This window comes from Nocardia altamirensis NBRC 108246, from assembly GCF_001612685.1.
Taxonomy (GTDB): domain Bacteria; phylum Actinomycetota; class Actinomycetes; order Mycobacteriales; family Mycobacteriaceae; genus Nocardia; species Nocardia altamirensis.
Map to the genome: position 1 here is coordinate 81,986 of NZ_BDAY01000015.1, position 16,457 is coordinate 98,442.

Below are 16,457 nucleotides of genomic sequence, written 5' to 3' on the forward strand. Positions count from 1 at the left end.
GCAACCATGATCATGCAACGGCTCCGTGCCGAAACCAGCACCTGGCACACCACGCTGGAGACGACCCCGTTCAGCATCGAACTCCTCAGCCGCACAATGCCATTGAGCACGTACGTGGGACAGCTGATCGCCTACCGGATCATCCTCGACGCCCTGGAGGCCGTCCTCGCACGCTCGGCCGACCCGACCGTCACTGCAGTCTGGCAACCCGACCTGGCCAAAGTCCCACTGCTGGACCAGGATCTCGAATTCTTCGACACCCTGCCCGTCGGCAGCATGCCCACCCCGGCAATCCGCGCCGCACAGCGATTCGCCACAGCCATCAACCGTCACGCGGCCACCGACCCGGTCTCATCCCTCGGCTTCCTCTACGTAATGGAAGGCTCCACCATGGGTGCCATGCAGCTGACCGCACACATCCGTGCCGCATTCGGGCTGACCCAAGACCACGGCGTCGCCTACTACAGCTGCGGCGACCGTCAACGATGGACCGCATTCGCCCACCGCATGAACGACGCGGTAGTCGACGAACCCCGCCAGCAACAAGTCCTCACAGCAGCAAACAACGCCTACCAGGCAATCGCAGAAACCCTCGCCGCCCTCGCCCAACCCGATCGCAGTGATCACCCGGCCGGGAACTCGGGCACCGTTGAAATCTAGTTGCGGACCTTGTGCCACAGATTGACGAACGGCCGCGTGTAGAGCATTGCGATGCTGGTGTACTGGTTGTTCTGTTCGGTGCTGCCCAGCCCGTAGTAGATCGGGCGTTCGGCTCCGGGAACGATGAGAGTTCCCGCCATCCAGTCCCACAGCGCGAGCAGGCCGCCGTAGTTCGCGTTGTAGTCGGCGCTGTCGCCGCTGTGGTGTATCTGATGATGGGCCGGGCTGTAGAGGATTCGGTTGAGCCGGGGACCGAAATGTATCCACACGTGGGAGTGTCGGAGCGCAGCGAGCAGGAATGCTCCGCTACCTATGGCCAGGACATTGGAGCCCAGCCAGGACAGCACCCGTACCGTGCCCGAAGAGAAGTACCCGGCGCTGCCGAGGACAACGCCCGAGAAGACGACCCCGGCGGTGGTGGTCAGGTAAAGCTGCACCGGGTGGGCTCGGAAACTCGTCAGTGGATTCAACTCGGTTGCCGAATGATGGATCTTGTGGAACTCCCACAACCACGACACCCGATGCATCAGCATATGGAAAAGGAAAAAGGAGAGATCGGCGGCCATGAAGACGAGGACGGTCACGATCGTACTGGCGAGAAATCCGCCGTTGAGCAGGTATAGACGAGGTTCCTGGAGCAGCCACGCCCAGCCCGATTCCACCGCATGGGGAACCTGCCGGTACCAGGGATCGCTGTAGGTATACAGAAAGGTCATCAAAATGATGTTGATGAAATAGAATCTGATATCCAGACTTCCCGACCGGCCGCGCAGTGCACGCTGGAAAGTCACATAGCTGATCAGGCTCTCTTCCCGCGGTTGACGCCGGAATGCCCATATCATGGCGACCAGTAGAAAAGGGTAGAAGAAGACACCGACATCGATGTCCGTGCTGAGTATCATCCGAAATGGCCGAATTACAGCATTCCGCAATGCGTCGACGACAGACCACATCATCGCCGATACCCCAATCCAAATTTCGCGCTTTCAGGTCATCTAGCAGAAGCGGATGGCCGCTGGCCAGCGGCCGCGCCGCTGGCCAGCGACTCCGTCAACAACAGCCGGCGTAAAGGCCACCGGAGAAATTGCCGACGGGCTGTTGCTGAGTGGTGGAATTTGCGGTCCCGCTGAATCCTAGGGCGCCGATGGCGGCTAGGGCCACGACCGCCGAGACAATGACTTTCCTTGTCTTAGTGGAGGTTATGTTGATCATGATCAGTTCCTTCCCGGATCTTTATTCGCCCTCGAGCTTGCCGACGCACATTCATCGCCGAGGACGGTCCTGAATATACGCCGTCGAGCGACGTTGTCAATCTTTAAACTACAACAACAAACGCCTCGACTTACCGGAGACTTGGGGGCATCAGAAAACCCATGAGGGCAGGTGGCGACGCCTTCGCTCACAATGAATGCGCGCGATTAGTTCGCACAGCATTTAATTTCGCTGAACTGCATCGCAGATCGACGTCATGGCTTAAGCCTGCGTGGCCGTGCCAGTGAATTCCGACGTCACTCGTCGGTGAATGCCGAGATCGGCTATAGAGGGTCGAATACCGCTAAATCGATGACGGCATTCAATCGGGGTTATCAGTTCTCAGGCGTGCCTATCGGTGATGGGCTGAGTGCGAGGTGTTCATGTTTCAAGGGGACGTTGGCAGGACATGCGATCGGCGGTTCCGAGGGAGGTTGGTTGTCTAGCTCGCGGGGTCGTCGCTACTGGGCCGCTCACCTCCCAAATTGCCAGATCATTGCTATTGGGCTGATTATGACCGACTCACACACCTGTTCTCGCCAGTGAGAAGGCCCGCCAAGCATCGCGGTGTATGTAAACCATCACAGGTAGGGACCAGACTGAACGCGCTTCGCCAACGACGCAGTTCACGAGAGGCTCAATGCAGCGCATCTCTCCCAAACATCAAGTCCGGTAGAGGATTCAGTGGCTTTCACGAGCACCTGACGCGGCTCCAAGCTCCTCCCCCGGATGGATTCCTCGCTGGCAAGGCGAAGACGCCGACCGCGACGGATTCTCTGGGCCGGTCGCTGCTGCAGGGTGTCGTGATGCGCGATGATGTTCTTGTGTCGCACCGGCTGCTGCAGGCCGTGCGCCGCCTGTTCGGACGGCGCGCACGGGCTCGCGGTGGGCGTCCAACATTCATCGTCGAGTGAGCCTCGTAAAGGAGCCTTGTGAGCAGCCTCGGTAGTTTCATCTGGTCGATCGCCGACCAGCTTCGGGGTCCCTACCGCCCCAACCAGTACGGCAACGTGATCCTCCCGCTTACGATCCTGCGCCGCCTCGACTGCATCCTAGAGCCCGACCAGGAGGCAGTGCGCAAGCTGGCGGCGAAGTATGACAACCCCAACCGGCTCAAGATCGAGGTCAAGAAGGCAACTGGGCGGCCGTTCTACAACACATCGAACTACTCGTTCGCCAACCTCCTCAAAGACGCCGATGGGCTGGCGGACAACCTGGCCGACTACATCGACCGGTTCTCGCCCGATGTCGACGTGTTCGAGTACTTCGACTTCAAGAAGGAGATCCTTGCCCTGGAGAAGGCGGAGCTCCTGCGCGAGGTCATCACGTCCTTCAAGGCCATCGACCTGCATCCAGAAGCCGTCTCCAACGCCGACATGGGAGATGCGTTCGAGTACATCATCCGCAAGTTCAACGAGGCCGCGAACGAGACCTCCGGCGACCACTACACCCCGCGGGACGCGATCCGTCTGCTAGTTGATCTGCTCTTCGCCGAGAAGGACGCCGACCTGACCGAGGCCGGCATCGTCCGCACGCTGTACGATCCCACCGCAGGCACCGGCGGCATGCTCGCACTGGCCGAGGAGCACCTGCTCGAGCAGAACCCCGACGCGAAGCTGAGCCTCTACGGCCAGGAGTACAACCCGCAGTCGTACGCGATCTGCAAGTCCGACTTGTTGGCCAAGGGCCACGACGCGACCAACATCGCCTTCGGCAACACACTCACCGATGATGCGTTCAAGGGCCGCCAGTTCGACTTCTGCATGTCCAATCCGCCATACGGTGTCGACTGGAAGCAGTACGCCAAGGCGGTCACAAAAGAGCGCGACGAAGCTGGTCCCTACGGCCGGTTCGCCCCTGGCCTCCCGGCAACCTCGGACGGGCAGATGCTCTTCCTGCTCCACTTGGCTCACAAGATGCGCGCCCCCGAGGATGGCGGCGGTCGGATCGGGATCGTCATGAACGGGTCACCGCTCTTCACCGGTGCCGCCGAGTCCGGCCCCTCCAATATCCGCAAGTGGCTGCTGGAAAACGACCTGGTCGATGCCATCGTCGCTCTGCCAACCAACATGTTCTTCAACACCGGCATCGCTACCTACATCTGGATCCTCGACAACACCAAACACCCCGAGCGGAAGGGCGCGGTCCAGCTCATCGACGGTTCGTCGTTCTGGACCAAGATGCGTAAGAACCTCGGCGCCAAAAACCGTGAGCTCAGCGAGGCGGACCGTGCCGCGGTGGTGAAGTTGTACGCCGACTTCACCGACGCCGACCCGGAATACTCCAGGGTGCTGCAGAACGACGAGTTCGGCTACTGGACCATCACCGTCGAGCGCCCCCTCCTCGACGAGTCCGGCCAGCCGGTCGTGGACCGCAAGGGCAAACCCAAGTCGGATCCGAAGAAGCGTGACACCGAGAACGTCCCGTTCACATACGGCGGCTCAAGCGCCGGCGTGGCCGGTAGATTCGAGGTCATCCGGGCGTACTTCGATGCTGAGGTGAAGCCGCACGTCCCCGACGCCTGGATTGACTGGGCCAAGGTCAAGACCAGCTACGAGATCCCCTTCACCCGCCACTTCTACAAACACGTCCCGCCACGCCCCCTCACCGAGATCGACGCCGACCTGGAGAAGCAGGTCGCCAAGATTCTCGACTTGCTGCGCGAGGTGGAACTGTGACGGGACCGCTTTGGGTCGCCTTGCCGGAAGGGTGGCTAGCGGGCCAGGTTAAGAACGCTGCGACCGTCACGCTCGGCAAAATGCTGCAGAGCAAGGACTCCGGCAGTGACGCGCGCGCCCCGTATATGCGTGCCGCGAACGTGCAGCCCGACGGTGTGCTGGCCCTCGAGGACGTGAACGAAATGTGGTTCAGCAAAACCGAGCTGGAGCAGTTGAGCATCCGAGCAGGCGACGTTGTCGTCGTCGAAGGCGGCCAAGGCGGCTTCGGCCGTGCCGCGTATGTCGACAAGGATCTCCCAGACTGGGGATTCCAGAACTCGATCAACCGACTTCGACCAATTGGCGATTTCGACGGCCGGTTCCTGGCGTTCTATCTGATCGCGCTGCGCGCCAGCGGCTTCATTCGCGCCTACTCGAACGTTGTCTCGATGCCGCACCTCACTGCGGAGAAGCTGGCCAGGATTCCGATGCCGCTGCCGCCTCCAGAGGAGCAACGCGCCATCGCCGACTACCTCGATCGCGAGACGGCCCGCATCAACGATCTCCTTGAGGAGCAGCAACGCCTGATCGAGATGCTCCGCGAGCGGCGGCAGGATCTGGTCCGAGTGGCGGTTCTCGGATCGGCGAACCCCTTCTCGCCAACTCCTGAAGTAGCGTTCACCGCGATTGGGCACCACTTCTCGGTGACACTCGGGAAGATGTTGGACGCTGGCAAAGCGATTCGTGGCGAAGATCGGATGCTCCCCTACGTCAGAGCCGGGAACATCCAGGACACCGGGCTGAAGCTCGATTACGTGAAAGAGATGCCCTACTCAGAGGCAGAGGCAGCGAACCTCAACCTGCTCAAGGGCGACTTGCTCGTAGTTGAGGGCGGAGCCGTCGGGACGAACGTGCTGCTTCGCGAGGACATGCCTGAGTGGTCCTTTCAGAAGACCGTCAACCGAGTCCGTCCGCTCAGCAGTTGGTCGTCTGCTTGGCTGGGGTATGTCCTTCGGACATACCGGGACATCGGCGTGATTGACATTGTGTGCAATAGGTCAACGATTCCGCACCTGACAGCCGAGAAGCTCCGTGCCATGCGTGTTCCTTTCGTGGATCCGCATGAGCAGGCGCTCGTGGCCGCAACGCTCGATCGTCAGACCGCGGAAATCGATGCTCTGATCAAAGAGACCGAGCGGTTCATCGAGCTCTCCCGAGAGCGCCGGACAGCACTCGTTACCGCTGCCGTGACGGGCCAGATCGACGTACGGGAGATGGTGTGATGGACGACCACAACGAGGTCGTCTTCGAGTCCGAGATCTGCGAACACTTGTGTGCCCACGGGTGGCGGTACTCGGTGGACGACACCGGCTACGACCGAGTGCGGGCGCTGTTTCCTGACGATCTGTTCGCCTGGTTGACAGAGACCCAGCAGGTGGCGTTCGAGAAGGCTTTGAAAGCCGCAGGCTCACAGGCAAAGTTCCTCGACGTGCTGGTCGCGGCTCTCGACAAACCCCTGGATCATGGGGGCGGAACGCTAAATATCCTGCGCAACGGGGTGCAGTACATCGGCGGTGGCCGGTTGAAGATGGCGCAGTTCCGTCCCGAGACCAGTCTGAACGCGACGACCAACGAGCAGTACGCGGCGATGCGGGTGCGGGTGATGCGGCAGGTGCATTTCTCCACCGCTGACCGGCGCAGCATCGATTTGGTCTTCTTCGTGAATGGGCTCCCGGTGGCCACCGTCGAGTTGAAGACCGACTTCACTCAGTCGCTCAATGAAGCGATCGACCAGTACCGCAAGAAGCGGCATCCGTTGACCAACGGACGGCCTGAGCCGCTGCTGTCATTTGGGCACCGAGCGCTGGTCCACTTCGCGGTCTCCAACGACCTTGCTGCGATGACCACCCGGCTCGAAGGCGAGAAGACACGCTTCCTGCCGTTCAACACGGGCCGCGACCGTGGCGCGGGGAACCCGCCGGCCGAGGGTGCGCAATCGGCTACGGCGTACCTGTGGGAGCGGGTCTGGGAGAAGGACGCCTGGCTCAATATCATCGGTCGGCTCATGATCGTGGAGACCAAGGAGGAGTGGGACGTCGCGACCGGGACGTCGGTGCGATGCACGAGCATGCTGTTCCCCCGGTTCCATCAGTGGGAAGCCGTGACGAACATCGTTTCCGCAGTGCGCGAGGAGGGGGTAGGGCATCGCTACCTGATCGAGCACTCGGCAGGTTCAGGAAAGACGAACACCATCGCCTGGACCGCGCACCGACTAGCGCGGCTGCACGTGAACGACGAGAAGGTCTTCGACTCGGTGATCGTGGTCGTGGACCGCACTGTGCTCGATGGGCAGCTCCAGGAGGCGATCCGGCAGATCGACGGGTCAGGGAAGATCGTTGCCACGATCAGCCCGGAGGACGTCCGCAAGGCAGGGGCGAAGTCGAAATCCGGGCTGTTGGCAACCGCTTTGAGGAACGGGGAGCTGATCATCGCGGTGACGGTCCAGACCTTCCCGTTCGCCCTCGACGAGATCCGGGCCGACTCCTCACTGAAGGGTCGGCGGTTCGCGGTGATCGCGGACGAGGCGCACTCCTCGCAGTCCGGCCAGGCCTCCTCCAAGCTCAAGGCTGTGCTGACCGTGGAAGAGGTCAAGGAGATCGAGGACGGCGGTGGGGTCGACGTCGAGGCGATCCTGGCCTCGGAGATGACCGAGCGGGCCGAGTCGGAGAACATCTCCTACTTCGCGTTCACCGCGACGCCGAAGAACAAGACACTGGAGCTCTTCGGCCGCAAGGGTCCCGACGGGAAGCCAGTCGAGTTCCACCTCTACTCGATGCGACAGGCGATCGAGGAGGGCTACATCCTCGATGTGCTCAAGGGCTACCAGACCTATGACACCGCGCTGAAGATCGCCAACAAGGTCAAGAGTGGCGACGGTGGCGAAGTGGACGAGGCCGCAGCGCGTAAGGGGCTGATGCGGTGGGTGAAACTGCACCCGACCAACATCAGCCAGAAAGTGCAGATCATCGTTGAGCACTTCCACATCAACGTTGCCCGCCTGCTGGAGGGCAAGGCGAAGGCGATGGTCGTCACCGACTCACGCAAAGCCGCCGTGAAGTACAAGAAAGCGATCGACGCCTACATCGCCAAGCGGGCCGCTATGGACGCCTCGTACAACTACCGCACCCTGGTTGCCTTCTCCGGCTCAGTGACTATGGCTGAGGACGAGGAGTGGGCTTCGGACTGGGGGCCGCAGCCAAGCAAGGACGACGAGTTCACCGAGGCCAACCTGAACCCTGGCGCCGGCTCGGACCTGGCCGCCGCTTTTAAGGGCACTACCTACAAGATTATGCTGGTCGCCAACAAGTTCCAGACAGGGTTTGACCAGCCACTGCTCTCAGCGATGTACGTCGACAAGAAGCTTTCCGGAGTCACTGCCGTGCAGACGCTTTCCCGGCTCAACCGCACCCATCGCACTGCGGGCGGGGAGCAGAAGCGCAAGACGTTCGTCATCGACTTCGTGAACAAACCTGAGGACATCCGGGCTGCATTTGAGCCGTACTTCACCAATGCCACCCTGGAGACCGAGACCGACCCGTACGTCGTCGTCCACCTCGCCACCAAGCTCGATCAGGCCGGGATCTACACGTCAGAGCAGGTCCGCGAAGTCGCCGAACTGTGGGTCAGACGGAAAGGCAACAACGCACTCTCGGCCGCGATCAGCCCGGCCAAGAACGACTTCGCCCGCCGCTACGCGTCGGCGATCGAGGCAGACGACAAAGTTGCCCTGAATACCCTCGACCTGTTCCGCAAGGACGTCTCCACCTACGTCCGGCTCTATGACTTCATGAGCCAGATCCTCGACTACGGCGACCCGTACCTGGAGATGTTGTCGATCTTCCTGCGGCTCCTCGAGAAGGTCATCGCAGACTCCTCCTGGGCCGCGGAGGTCGACCTCTCCGACGTAGTCCTGGTCGGGGTCAAGCACGACAAGAGGGCCCCGGTCGACATCTCGCTTACTGGTGACGGCGAGCTCAAGGGTATCGGCGCCGCGGGCACCGGCAGCCGGAAGGAGCCGAAATACGTTGCACTGCAGGTCGTCATCGACAAAATGAACGACCTCTTCGGTGCCGAGTCGTTCTCGGCATCTCAGGTCCGTGAGTTCGTGCAGGGACTGGTGCGGCGGCTGCTCGCCTACCCGGACCTGGTCAACCAGACCAAGGTGAACTCGAAGAAGCAGTTCATGGAATCGCAGGACTTCCAAGCGGCGGTCACTGAGGCGGTCGTCGCCAACCAAGAAGCCCACAACACCATGGCCGACTACTTCTTCAGCGATGGACCTGGCATTAGCGCTGTAATCATGGCGCTCGCGGACGCCTTCTACGAGGCGGCTACCGACATTAAAACCATAGACTGGAGCGCTTCCCCGGACGACGCCGAGCAAGCCGTCGCCCGTGCAATTTCCGCCGGAGTACTCGATCAGGCCGCACTGCAGGATCTACCAACAGCGGCAGAAGCCGCCGACATGCCGCTAGAGCCACCGTCTCCTGACGGATATACGGGGAGCGAGGCAGTCTTGTCTCTTCGCGACGAGGAGACATGGTGAACTTCCTGTACATGGATACTTGCGCGGCCATCAAGCTTTTCAAGCAGGAGGCAGATTCCGAGGCGCTGCAAAACTGGCTCGCTAGCCAGGCGTCCTCCCGCCAGATCACCGCTCACTTGACTCGGACCGAGCTGCGCCGTGGTCTGCATGCAGCTGGCGCCAATCAAGAGTCGCACGAGCGCGCCACCGTTTGGTTGAACCGCTGCGCGCATATTGCGCTGACCGCGGAAGTTCTCGACAAAGCGGGGAAACTGGCCCCCGGTGCCAGGCTGCGCACCTTGGATGCGCTCCACTTGGCCGCCGCCCTCGAATTGGGCGCCGCACTAACGTATTTCGTTACCTACGACAAGCGTCTCGCCACCGCGGCGGAGGAGCACGGCTTGACAGTGGCTGCGCCGAAGTAGCAGCTGATCGCGTACACGAAAGGGCGTGGTTCAGCATGGCCCAGAGGCGCAGATAAACACGAACGGCACATAGCGGCAGCAGGGAACCTGTGCCTGGTGTCGTTAGCTACACCAGGTACATGAGACGTCGTCCGAGGACACGGCATCGGGCTGGCGGACCTGGGAGGGGTTCTGGGGCGCGGCATCGGGGCTGGTGAATCGAGAAGGGGCGCAAGGCTAAAGCTGCACGGATAGCAATTGAGCGTGCACGATCCAAAAGACAGTGCACCAGGAAAGGTCCCTGGTACGAAGCCCCGCCAGGCGGGACGTGGCGTCTTCGCCCCATAAACACGATGAAAACGAGTACGGCTCAATGCTTTTCATGAGCATGAGCCGTCTACGAGTGAAGTGGGCCTTGCGGGAAACTATCCGAACCGAACGTGCCTTCTCACCTTCTCGGCCTCAAGCAACAGATCCAACAGGCCAGGACACCGCAGGCACCGGTCAACCAATTCGGAACGTTAGTACGAGCTGAGCGGTCCGGCCTCCCAGCACGATCACCGGTGCAAGGTCGACGCGTGCCTGATCAACTCGTTGCCCGAATAGCCTCGACCAGGTCCGAAGCGAGGATGCTGATTGCGGTTGCGACCTGCTCGGGCTCCCCAACTCCTTCCTCTGCGCGGCCGGCCATGTGGGAGCCGATAACGTCGGGCCCAGCCGCGAAGAACGCGTGGAGATGGTCGACCGCCTCGTTGGTGACCTCGGCACTAACCTCGTCGACGAGCAGGCTTGTGAAGGAGGCGGCCAGTTCTGCGGTCTGGAACTTCACTAGGATTCGGTAAATGTCGTGCGCGTCTTTGTCTTTCAGGCGATCAGGTTTCGGATCGTTGATGCGCTCGGCGATCTTGTGGCACTTGGCCACGAGCAACGCCGCAGGTCCAGCGACATTGGCAGTAATGGCCCGGTTGTCCCCCTCCACAAGCGATTGGACAACGACTTCGCTGTAGTCGACTACGGCTGCTTCAAGACCGCGAGCTCGCCGCATCGCCATCTTGTCGTGTGGTGGCTTATGCACGCAACGACGGCTCTTCTTCCCAGCAAGGGCTTCGGGGACCATGATGTCGACCGGAATTCCGTCCGGGCTCATCCATGCGCCGGGCTGCGGCTGCAATGGGTTGGGAATGAAGTTGGCCTTCTCCATGGCCTCGTTGATCGTGGGTTCCGGTCCGAGGTTGCGGGTGTCGAGCGCAACGTCGCTATCTTTGGTTGATTCGGCAATGGCGACTTGGACTCCACCGGTGTGCAAGTAGACCGCTTGGGCGCCGATAACTATTACTGAACGCCTGTGCTCGGCCAGAGCTTCGAGAGCATCGAGTAGCACGGAGCGCGTCCGGACGAGCAGGTCGAACGGGCTGTCAGACACGACGCCAGGATTGTTCATTCTTCTCCATCCAATTGAGTAGTTCTGTTGCTTCCGAAGGTGCCCGGCCTGGCCCGGTCAACAGGTCGACGGCGACCTGGGTCGGCGCTGCGATCCGCAGGTCGTGGAGAGCTTCCCTGCTTCGGGCGAGGAGGACAGGATATGCAGGCACAGCGATCAGCACATTGGCACCGGTGTCGGTAGCACGTAATCCCCAAGCCTCGGCGGCTTTTTCGGGGGCGTGGGCGTAGATCATCGCTGAGCGCGGCGGGGCGTAGGACTCCCATGCCGCGGCCGCGATCGAACCGGTCGCAGCGTAATCGGAGACTTCGGAACTGCGGACGACATCGAGAAACGCCGGCAGACCGCGCGGCGCAATCCATCTCGTGATCGTGTTCGTCTGCAGGAACTGGTAGTCCTCGCTCCAACGGCGTAGCAGCGCGACCCAGTCCGGAACCATCGCGACACCGCGCGGCTCACGGATGATCAGCGCTTCACGTTCGAGGAAGTCCAGCACTCGATAGGCCGAGCCGGTTGCGACTTCTGCGGCGTCGACTAGGTGACGGATTTTCCACGGCCCTTGGAAGTCGAGCAGCGCACGAACGACCTTCGCTGCTGGTTCCCCCTTGAGAGTGCCGCGTGGACGTCCCGGGCCACGCCAAGGGTCGGGGTCCGCACCGATTGCGGACAGGAACAGAGCCGCCCAGTCGGCACGCACCAGCATGTTGCCGGTCGCGTCTACGTAGGAGATCCCTGCCTGCTGGAGGCGTTGCCGCGTGGAGGCGGACAGGTGGCGTGCGACCAGCACACCGATGCTGCCTGGTTGCCGGGAGGTGGCGGCGGCGAGGTTTTTGTGTAGCCGGTCGACATCTTGGGCGCGGAAGACATTCTTGGCCTCGACGAGGAGAACGATAACGAGCCCGTTCGGCGCATAGAGCCTGATTTCCGCGTCATAACCCTTGCCTTCCGGGCCGGAGGGTGGTTCTGCGACCCCGAGATCCCACGTTGGTGGTATTCGCTCCCTTATGGCGGCTGCGGCAACGGCGATCGCCTCCCTCTCGTTCCGTGGTGGTTCAGTCCGCGTAGCAGGCATGTTCGGATAATACCCCAATTCCGTTCCGTACGGAGATGGCTAATTTCCTGAACATCGACGAGGCCGCAGACACTTGAGCCCCCGAACGTGCGAGCCGTATACCGTCCACGTGTGGTCATCATCGACAGCCACGACCACCCGAGATGTGGCGACCGTCAGCCAGGTGCGGATGAGCCACCAACGTGACGATCGTCTAGTCACGGCCGAACCAACTGGCCCGGCTTGTCGTTACCAATGCCATTGACAAGGCGGAACACTCGACTAGGCCATGATCGCTGACTGTATGAAACCAGTGCCGACAGCGTCCATTGTCTGCTTAACCATGGCGTTCTACGAGCGGATGTACCTGGATGTGGAAGATGTGAAGCCGGACGAGCTGAAACGGTGATTTGCGGACCTACATGAGGTAGCGAGGGCGAGTACTTCCCACGGACCTGAGGGGTCTGGAGGAACGGCCTCGGACTGGCGAGCCGAGCCGGGGTCCGGGGACGCGCCCTCAGGACTGACAGATCTGGGGAGAGGCCCGGGGGGCGAAGCCCGCCGGGTGGGGTGTGGGGGTTGCACCCCCACAAGCATGACGAAACGAGAACGGCTCATGCTCTCCATGAGCATGAGCCGACTACGAGTGAAGTGGAGCTAAGGGGAATCGAACCCCTGACCTTCTCGATGCGAACGAGACGCGCTACCAACTGCGCTATAGCCCCGTGCGGTTCCGGGGAACCGCGCTGGATCACTGTAGCAAAGGTTGCTGCGAGACTCCGAATCGTCCAGTTGAGCTGGGGGTTTTCGGAGTTACGCGGGTGTGGTTATGCGCCGGCGGCGCGGCGCATGTCGCCGCCGCCGGTGCGGTCGCGGAGGGCGCGGGCGGTGGCGGGGTCGAAGGGGTCGAGGTGGTCGAACATGGGGTCTTCGTCGTCGACTTCGAGGAGGGCGGAGCGGCGGCGCAGGGCGCGGGCGGTGTCGCGGTCCATGCTGGCGCGGGTGGCGGGGGCTTGGCGTGGTTCGCCGCGTTGTTCGGCGCGGCTGAGGCGGGCGGCCCTGCGGCGGCGGATGTCTTCTTCCATGCGCACTTGCTTGCGTAGGTAGGCGAGGTAGCCGACTGCGACGAGGCAGGCGAGGCCGGTGCCCCACCAGAACAGTGGGTTTATTGCGACGGCGAGGCCGCCGCACAGCAGGGCGACGAGGACGAGGCCGAGGACGGCGCGCTGACGGAAGGTGTAGCGGGCGGCGCGGGCGATGGCGTCGGCTTCGGGGTCGAAGCCGCCGCGGCCGCGTCGGGACGGGACGTAGTCGAGGTCGTCGTCGTAGTCGTCGTTGAGCGCGGTGTAGTCGTCGTCGAGGTCGTCGTAGTCGAGGTCGTCGTCGATGGGGACGCGTGCGGGCGCTCGCGCGGGAGGTATCCGGGCCGCGGCCGGTTCGGTGCGCTCTTCGCCCACGTCGTCATCATCGGCCGCGTCGACGTTCTTCGCAGCCGCTTCGTCATCTGCGTCTTCGTCGTCTGCGTCGTCTTCCGGTCCAGCGCTTACCGATTCGGCCGCGACCTCGTCGAGGTCTGCGTCGTCGAGGTCGGCGTCATCGAGTGCGACGTCGTCGGGTGCGGTGTCGTCGAGCTCGGCGTCAGCGATGTCGGGTTCGGGGTTGGTTGCCGCGGATCCGGCGATCGCGGGCAGTTCACCTTCGGTTTCGGGGTCGGCCGGTGTGGTCATCCGGTCCTCCGCATCATCGCTGTGGGCATACTTTCTCGGTGCGCGGCGTGGCCGCCAGTTCGGGTCGGTTTCGTGTCCGGCGGCGGGTCCACTCTTGGTGCGCCGCTTGGCGTCTCCGCGGTGCAGCACGCGGGTGGCGAGGGCGGCGTCGGTGGTGCGCCGGATTCTCGGGTGCCGGTCGGCGAGGATCGGGAACAGGACGAAGACCCAGAGCACGACCAGGCCGATCCACAGGATCGAATTCGGCATCGCGGTCAGCACCTCCGTCCCCGCCTGGATTGGTCCATTCGGCCGGCGAGCGGTGCGCAGCACGCCCCGCGTCCGTCCGGCTTCCATCCGTCGCTGCGGCGTGGACGCCGGTCGCCTCGCAGGCTCCCTGCCGAAGGCGCAAGACGCACCTCCGACGTCCGTAGGTTAATTCCGGGACGCGCCGAGATACGGCAGGCGCGCCGTGCACATCTGCCACACCTGTCACAACTTTCCTCGGCGACTGTCCCGTCGCTCCGCGTTTCTTACCGCCCGTAAGGGATTGCGGCGGTATGTTTGCGGGCTGACTTCTTCGCGATCCGGACGGGCCCGGACCAACTACCCGCAGGGTAGGCGAACTCAGGGCAGGCTTGCGCGTCCGTCGCGCACCAACCGCTCGACCACGGTGCCCATGATCTCCTCGACAGTGATGCCGACGAGCAGGTGATCACGCCACGCCCCGTCCACGTCGAGGTAGCGCCGCAGCATCCCTTCCTCACGGAATCCGACGTTGCGCAGGACCGCTTGGCTGGCCAGGTTTTCCGGCCGCACCGTCGCCTCCACCCGATGCAGGCCGACCTGACCGAAGCAGTGGTCGAGCCCGAGCGCCAGCGCCGCGGTCGCCACACCTTGGCCGCCGAGATCTTTGGCCACCCAGTAACCGATCCACCCAGAACGCAGCGCGCCGCGCACGATATTGCCGACGGTCAACTGGCCGCTGAAGGCCCCGTTCACCTCGATCACGAGCGGAATCATGGCGCCGCGCCGCGCCTCGGCCTTCAAGCTCGACCACAGCGACGGCCAATTGGACGCGTGATTGCGCGCCTCCCAGGTGCCACGCCCGGTCGGCTCCCACGGCTCGAGATGTTCCCTGTCCCGCAACCGGATTCGGCTCCACGCCGCGGCGTCGCGCAACCGCACCGGGCGCAGCGTCACCTCGCCTGCCCCGACGCGGACCGGTCCGAGTCGCGCAGGCCATCCCGGATGCTGCGTGACCCGGAAGACGTTCATGGTCTCCACGCCTCAGCCGCGCTGGGCGAGGAAAGCGACCCGCACTTCGTCACCGGTGCGGATCTCGGTGTCGTCAGGGTCGAGCACGATCAAACTGTTGGCCTCGGCCAAGGTCGCGAGCAGGTGCGAGGACGCGCCCGCGCCGCCGCCGAGTGGTTGCACGAGATAGTCGCCGGTCGCCTCGTCGCGCATCAACTGCGCGCGCAGGTAGCCCTTGCGCCCTGCCATCGAGCTGATCGGCGTGATGGTCCGCGCCATGATGATCCGGCGCATGGGATGCCTGCGCCCCAACGCAATTCGGATCAGCGGGCGCACCATCACCTCGAACACGACGAGCGCACCGACCGGGTTCGACGGCAGCAGGAAGGTGGGCACCTCGTCGCGACCGAGCCGCCCGAAACCCTGCACCGAGCCGGGATGCATGGCGACGCGGGCGATTTCGAGTTCGCCGAGCCCCTCCAGCGCCTCCCTGACCTGCTCGGAAGCCCAGCCACCCACCGCGCCCGCGATGACGACGACCTCGGAGCGCACCAGCTGACCCTCGACCACATCGCGCAGCCGCCGCGGATCCGCGCTCACGATGCCGACCCGGTTCACGTCCGCGCCCGCGTCCCTGGCGGCCGCGGCGAGGGCGTAGGAGTTCACGTCGTAGACCTGCCCAGGCCCGGGGGTGCGGTCGATGTCGATGAGCTCGCCGCCGACCGAGATCACCGAAAGCCGCGGCCGCGGATGCACGAGCACCTTGTCCTGGCCGACCGCGGCGAGCAGCCCGACCTGGGCCGCGCCGATGATGGTGCCCGCACGCACCGCGACATCGCCGGGCTGCACATCGTCGCCGATGCGCCGCACATAGTCACCGGAGCGGACCGGCTCGTAGATCTTGATCTTGGCGCGGCCGCCATCGGTGAAATCCAAGGGCAGCACGGCATCCGCGAGCGTCGGCAACGGCGCACCGGTATCGACCCGGACGGTCTGGCGCGGCTGCAGCCGGATCGGCTGCCGAGATCCGGCGATCACCTCGCCGACCACGGGCAGCACCAAATCGACCAGGTCGCCGTCCTCGTTGCGGATATCGGAACCTGCGGCGGACACGTCGACGCTGCGCACCGCGTAGCCGTCGATCGCGGCCTGATCGAATCCGGGCAGCGGTCGTTCAGTGACGACATCCTCGGCACACAGCAGGCCCTGGGCCTCGGAAATCGCGACCCGGACCGGCCGAGGCGCGACCGCCGCGGCGGTCACCTTGATCTGCTGATCCTCAACCGAGCGCATCAAGCCCTTCCCTGATCTCTTCGCACTCCACCGATATTCACCGCCGTTATCTCACGTCGGCACAATCGATTCGGCGCGCATGACGGTGAACCATCATTCGTACCCGACGGTCCACTATCAGCGAAACCCGACGCTTCGGCGGTGGCTACCTG

11 protein-coding genes and 1 tRNA gene are annotated in these 16,457 nt (G+C 63.2%); 5 read left to right on the plus strand and 7 right to left on the minus strand.

From position 1 onward, the window contains the following. Positions 1 to 6: 6 nt before the first annotated feature. On the plus strand, positions 7 to 660 hold the full coding sequence (locus tag NA11_RS10445) for a biliverdin-producing heme oxygenase (protein ID WP_069161629.1): 654 nt from the start codon (positions 7 to 9) through the stop codon (positions 658 to 660). Here NA11_RS10445 and NA11_RS10450 read toward each other — a convergent pair. Next, entirely contained in the window at positions 657 to 1,616 is a 960-nt protein-coding gene (locus NA11_RS10450; protein ID WP_084654491.1) for a sterol desaturase family protein, read from the minus strand. The two genes, NA11_RS10445 and NA11_RS10450, sit on opposite strands and share 4 nt — an antisense overlap. A 1,227-nt stretch (positions 1,617 to 2,843) precedes the next feature. Between NA11_RS10450 and NA11_RS10455 the strand changes: the two genes are divergently transcribed. Genes NA11_RS10455 through NA11_RS10470 form a run of 4 tightly spaced genes read left to right on the plus strand, consistent with a single transcriptional unit; the run spans position 2,844 to position 9,578 of the window. Continuing rightward, on the plus strand, positions 2,844 to 4,589 hold the full coding sequence (locus NA11_RS10455; RefSeq protein WP_069161631.1) for a type I restriction-modification system subunit M: 1,746 nt from the start codon (positions 2,844 to 2,846) through the stop codon (positions 4,587 to 4,589). After that, positions 4,586 to 5,851 carry a restriction endonuclease subunit S gene (locus NA11_RS10460; RefSeq protein WP_069161632.1) on the plus strand — a complete coding sequence of 422 codons (1,266 nt, stop codon included), beginning with the start codon at positions 4,586 to 4,588 and terminating at the stop codon, positions 5,849 to 5,851. Before NA11_RS10455 ends, NA11_RS10460 begins: the two co-directional genes overlap by 4 nt. Then, entirely contained in the window at positions 5,851 to 9,174 is a 3,324-nt protein-coding gene (locus tag NA11_RS10465) for a type I restriction endonuclease subunit R (protein ID WP_245745812.1), read from the plus strand. Before NA11_RS10460 ends, NA11_RS10465 begins: the two co-directional genes overlap by 1 nt. Further along, positions 9,168 to 9,578, plus strand: a complete 411-nt coding sequence (locus NA11_RS10470; RefSeq protein WP_069161633.1) for a PIN domain-containing protein — start codon at positions 9,168 to 9,170, stop codon at positions 9,576 to 9,578. Before NA11_RS10465 ends, NA11_RS10470 begins: the two co-directional genes overlap by 7 nt. A 565-nt stretch (positions 9,579 to 10,143) precedes the next feature. Here NA11_RS10470 and NA11_RS10475 read toward each other — a convergent pair. From NA11_RS10475 to glp, 6 genes are all read right to left on the minus strand, one after another. Further along, a complete protein-coding gene (locus tag NA11_RS10475) occupies positions 10,144 to 10,998 on the minus strand; it encodes a GSU2403 family nucleotidyltransferase fold protein (RefSeq protein ID WP_069161634.1) in 855 nt (284 codons plus the stop codon). After that, positions 10,973 to 12,070 carry a hypothetical protein gene (locus NA11_RS46565; protein ID WP_245745813.1) on the minus strand — a complete coding sequence of 366 codons (1,098 nt, stop codon included), beginning with the start codon at positions 12,068 to 12,070 and terminating at the stop codon, positions 10,973 to 10,975. Before NA11_RS46565 ends, NA11_RS10475 begins: the two co-directional genes overlap by 26 nt. Before the next feature lie 631 nt (positions 12,071 to 12,701). Further along, positions 12,702 to 12,774, minus strand: a tRNA-Ala gene (locus NA11_RS10485). Between the two features lie 102 nt (positions 12,775 to 12,876). Then, positions 12,877 to 14,025, minus strand: coding sequence for a divisome protein SepX/GlpR (gene sepX / locus NA11_RS10490; RefSeq protein ID WP_069161710.1), 1,149 nt, complete (start codon positions 14,023 to 14,025; stop codon positions 12,877 to 12,879). Between the two features lie 357 nt (positions 14,026 to 14,382). Continuing rightward, positions 14,383 to 15,033 carry a GNAT family N-acetyltransferase gene (locus NA11_RS10495; RefSeq protein ID WP_069161711.1) on the minus strand — a complete coding sequence of 217 codons (651 nt, stop codon included), beginning with the start codon at positions 15,031 to 15,033 and terminating at the stop codon, positions 14,383 to 14,385. A gap of 12 nt (positions 15,034 to 15,045) precedes the next feature. After that, positions 15,046 to 16,305, minus strand: a complete 1,260-nt coding sequence (gene glp, locus NA11_RS10500) for a molybdotransferase-like divisome protein Glp (protein ID WP_069161635.1) — start codon at positions 16,303 to 16,305, stop codon at positions 15,046 to 15,048. Positions 16,306 to 16,457 lie beyond the last annotated feature (152 nt).

What these genes read in the sequence shown, in the direction of transcription:
- sepX (WP_069161710.1), bottom strand. Translation starts at nt 14,025, where the DNA reads ATGCCGAATTCGATCCTGTGGATCGGCCTGGTCGTGCTCTGGGTCTTC.
- NA11_RS10450 (WP_084654491.1), bottom strand. Translation starts at nt 1,616, where the DNA reads ATGATGTGGTCTGTCGTCGACGCATTGCGGAATGCTGTAATTCGGCCA.
- NA11_RS10495 (WP_069161711.1), bottom strand. Translation starts at nt 15,033, where the DNA reads ATGAACGTCTTCCGGGTCACGCAGCATCCGGGATGGCCTGCGCGACTC.
- NA11_RS10475 (WP_069161634.1), bottom strand. Translation starts at nt 10,998, where the DNA reads ATGAACAATCCTGGCGTCGTGTCTGACAGCCCGTTCGACCTGCTCGTC.
- NA11_RS10445 (WP_069161629.1), top strand. Translation starts at nt 7, where the DNA reads ATGATCATGCAACGGCTCCGTGCCGAAACCAGCACCTGGCACACCACG.
- NA11_RS46565 (WP_245745813.1), bottom strand. Translation starts at nt 12,070, where the DNA reads ATGCCTGCTACGCGGACTGAACCACCACGGAACGAGAGGGAGGCGATC.
- NA11_RS10470 (WP_069161633.1), top strand. Translation starts at nt 9,168, where the DNA reads ATGGTGAACTTCCTGTACATGGATACTTGCGCGGCCATCAAGCTTTTC.
- NA11_RS10465 (WP_245745812.1), top strand. Translation starts at nt 5,851, where the DNA reads ATGGACGACCACAACGAGGTCGTCTTCGAGTCCGAGATCTGCGAACAC.
- glp (WP_069161635.1), bottom strand. Translation starts at nt 16,305, where the DNA reads ATGCGCTCGGTTGAGGATCAGCAGATCAAGGTGACCGCCGCGGCGGTC.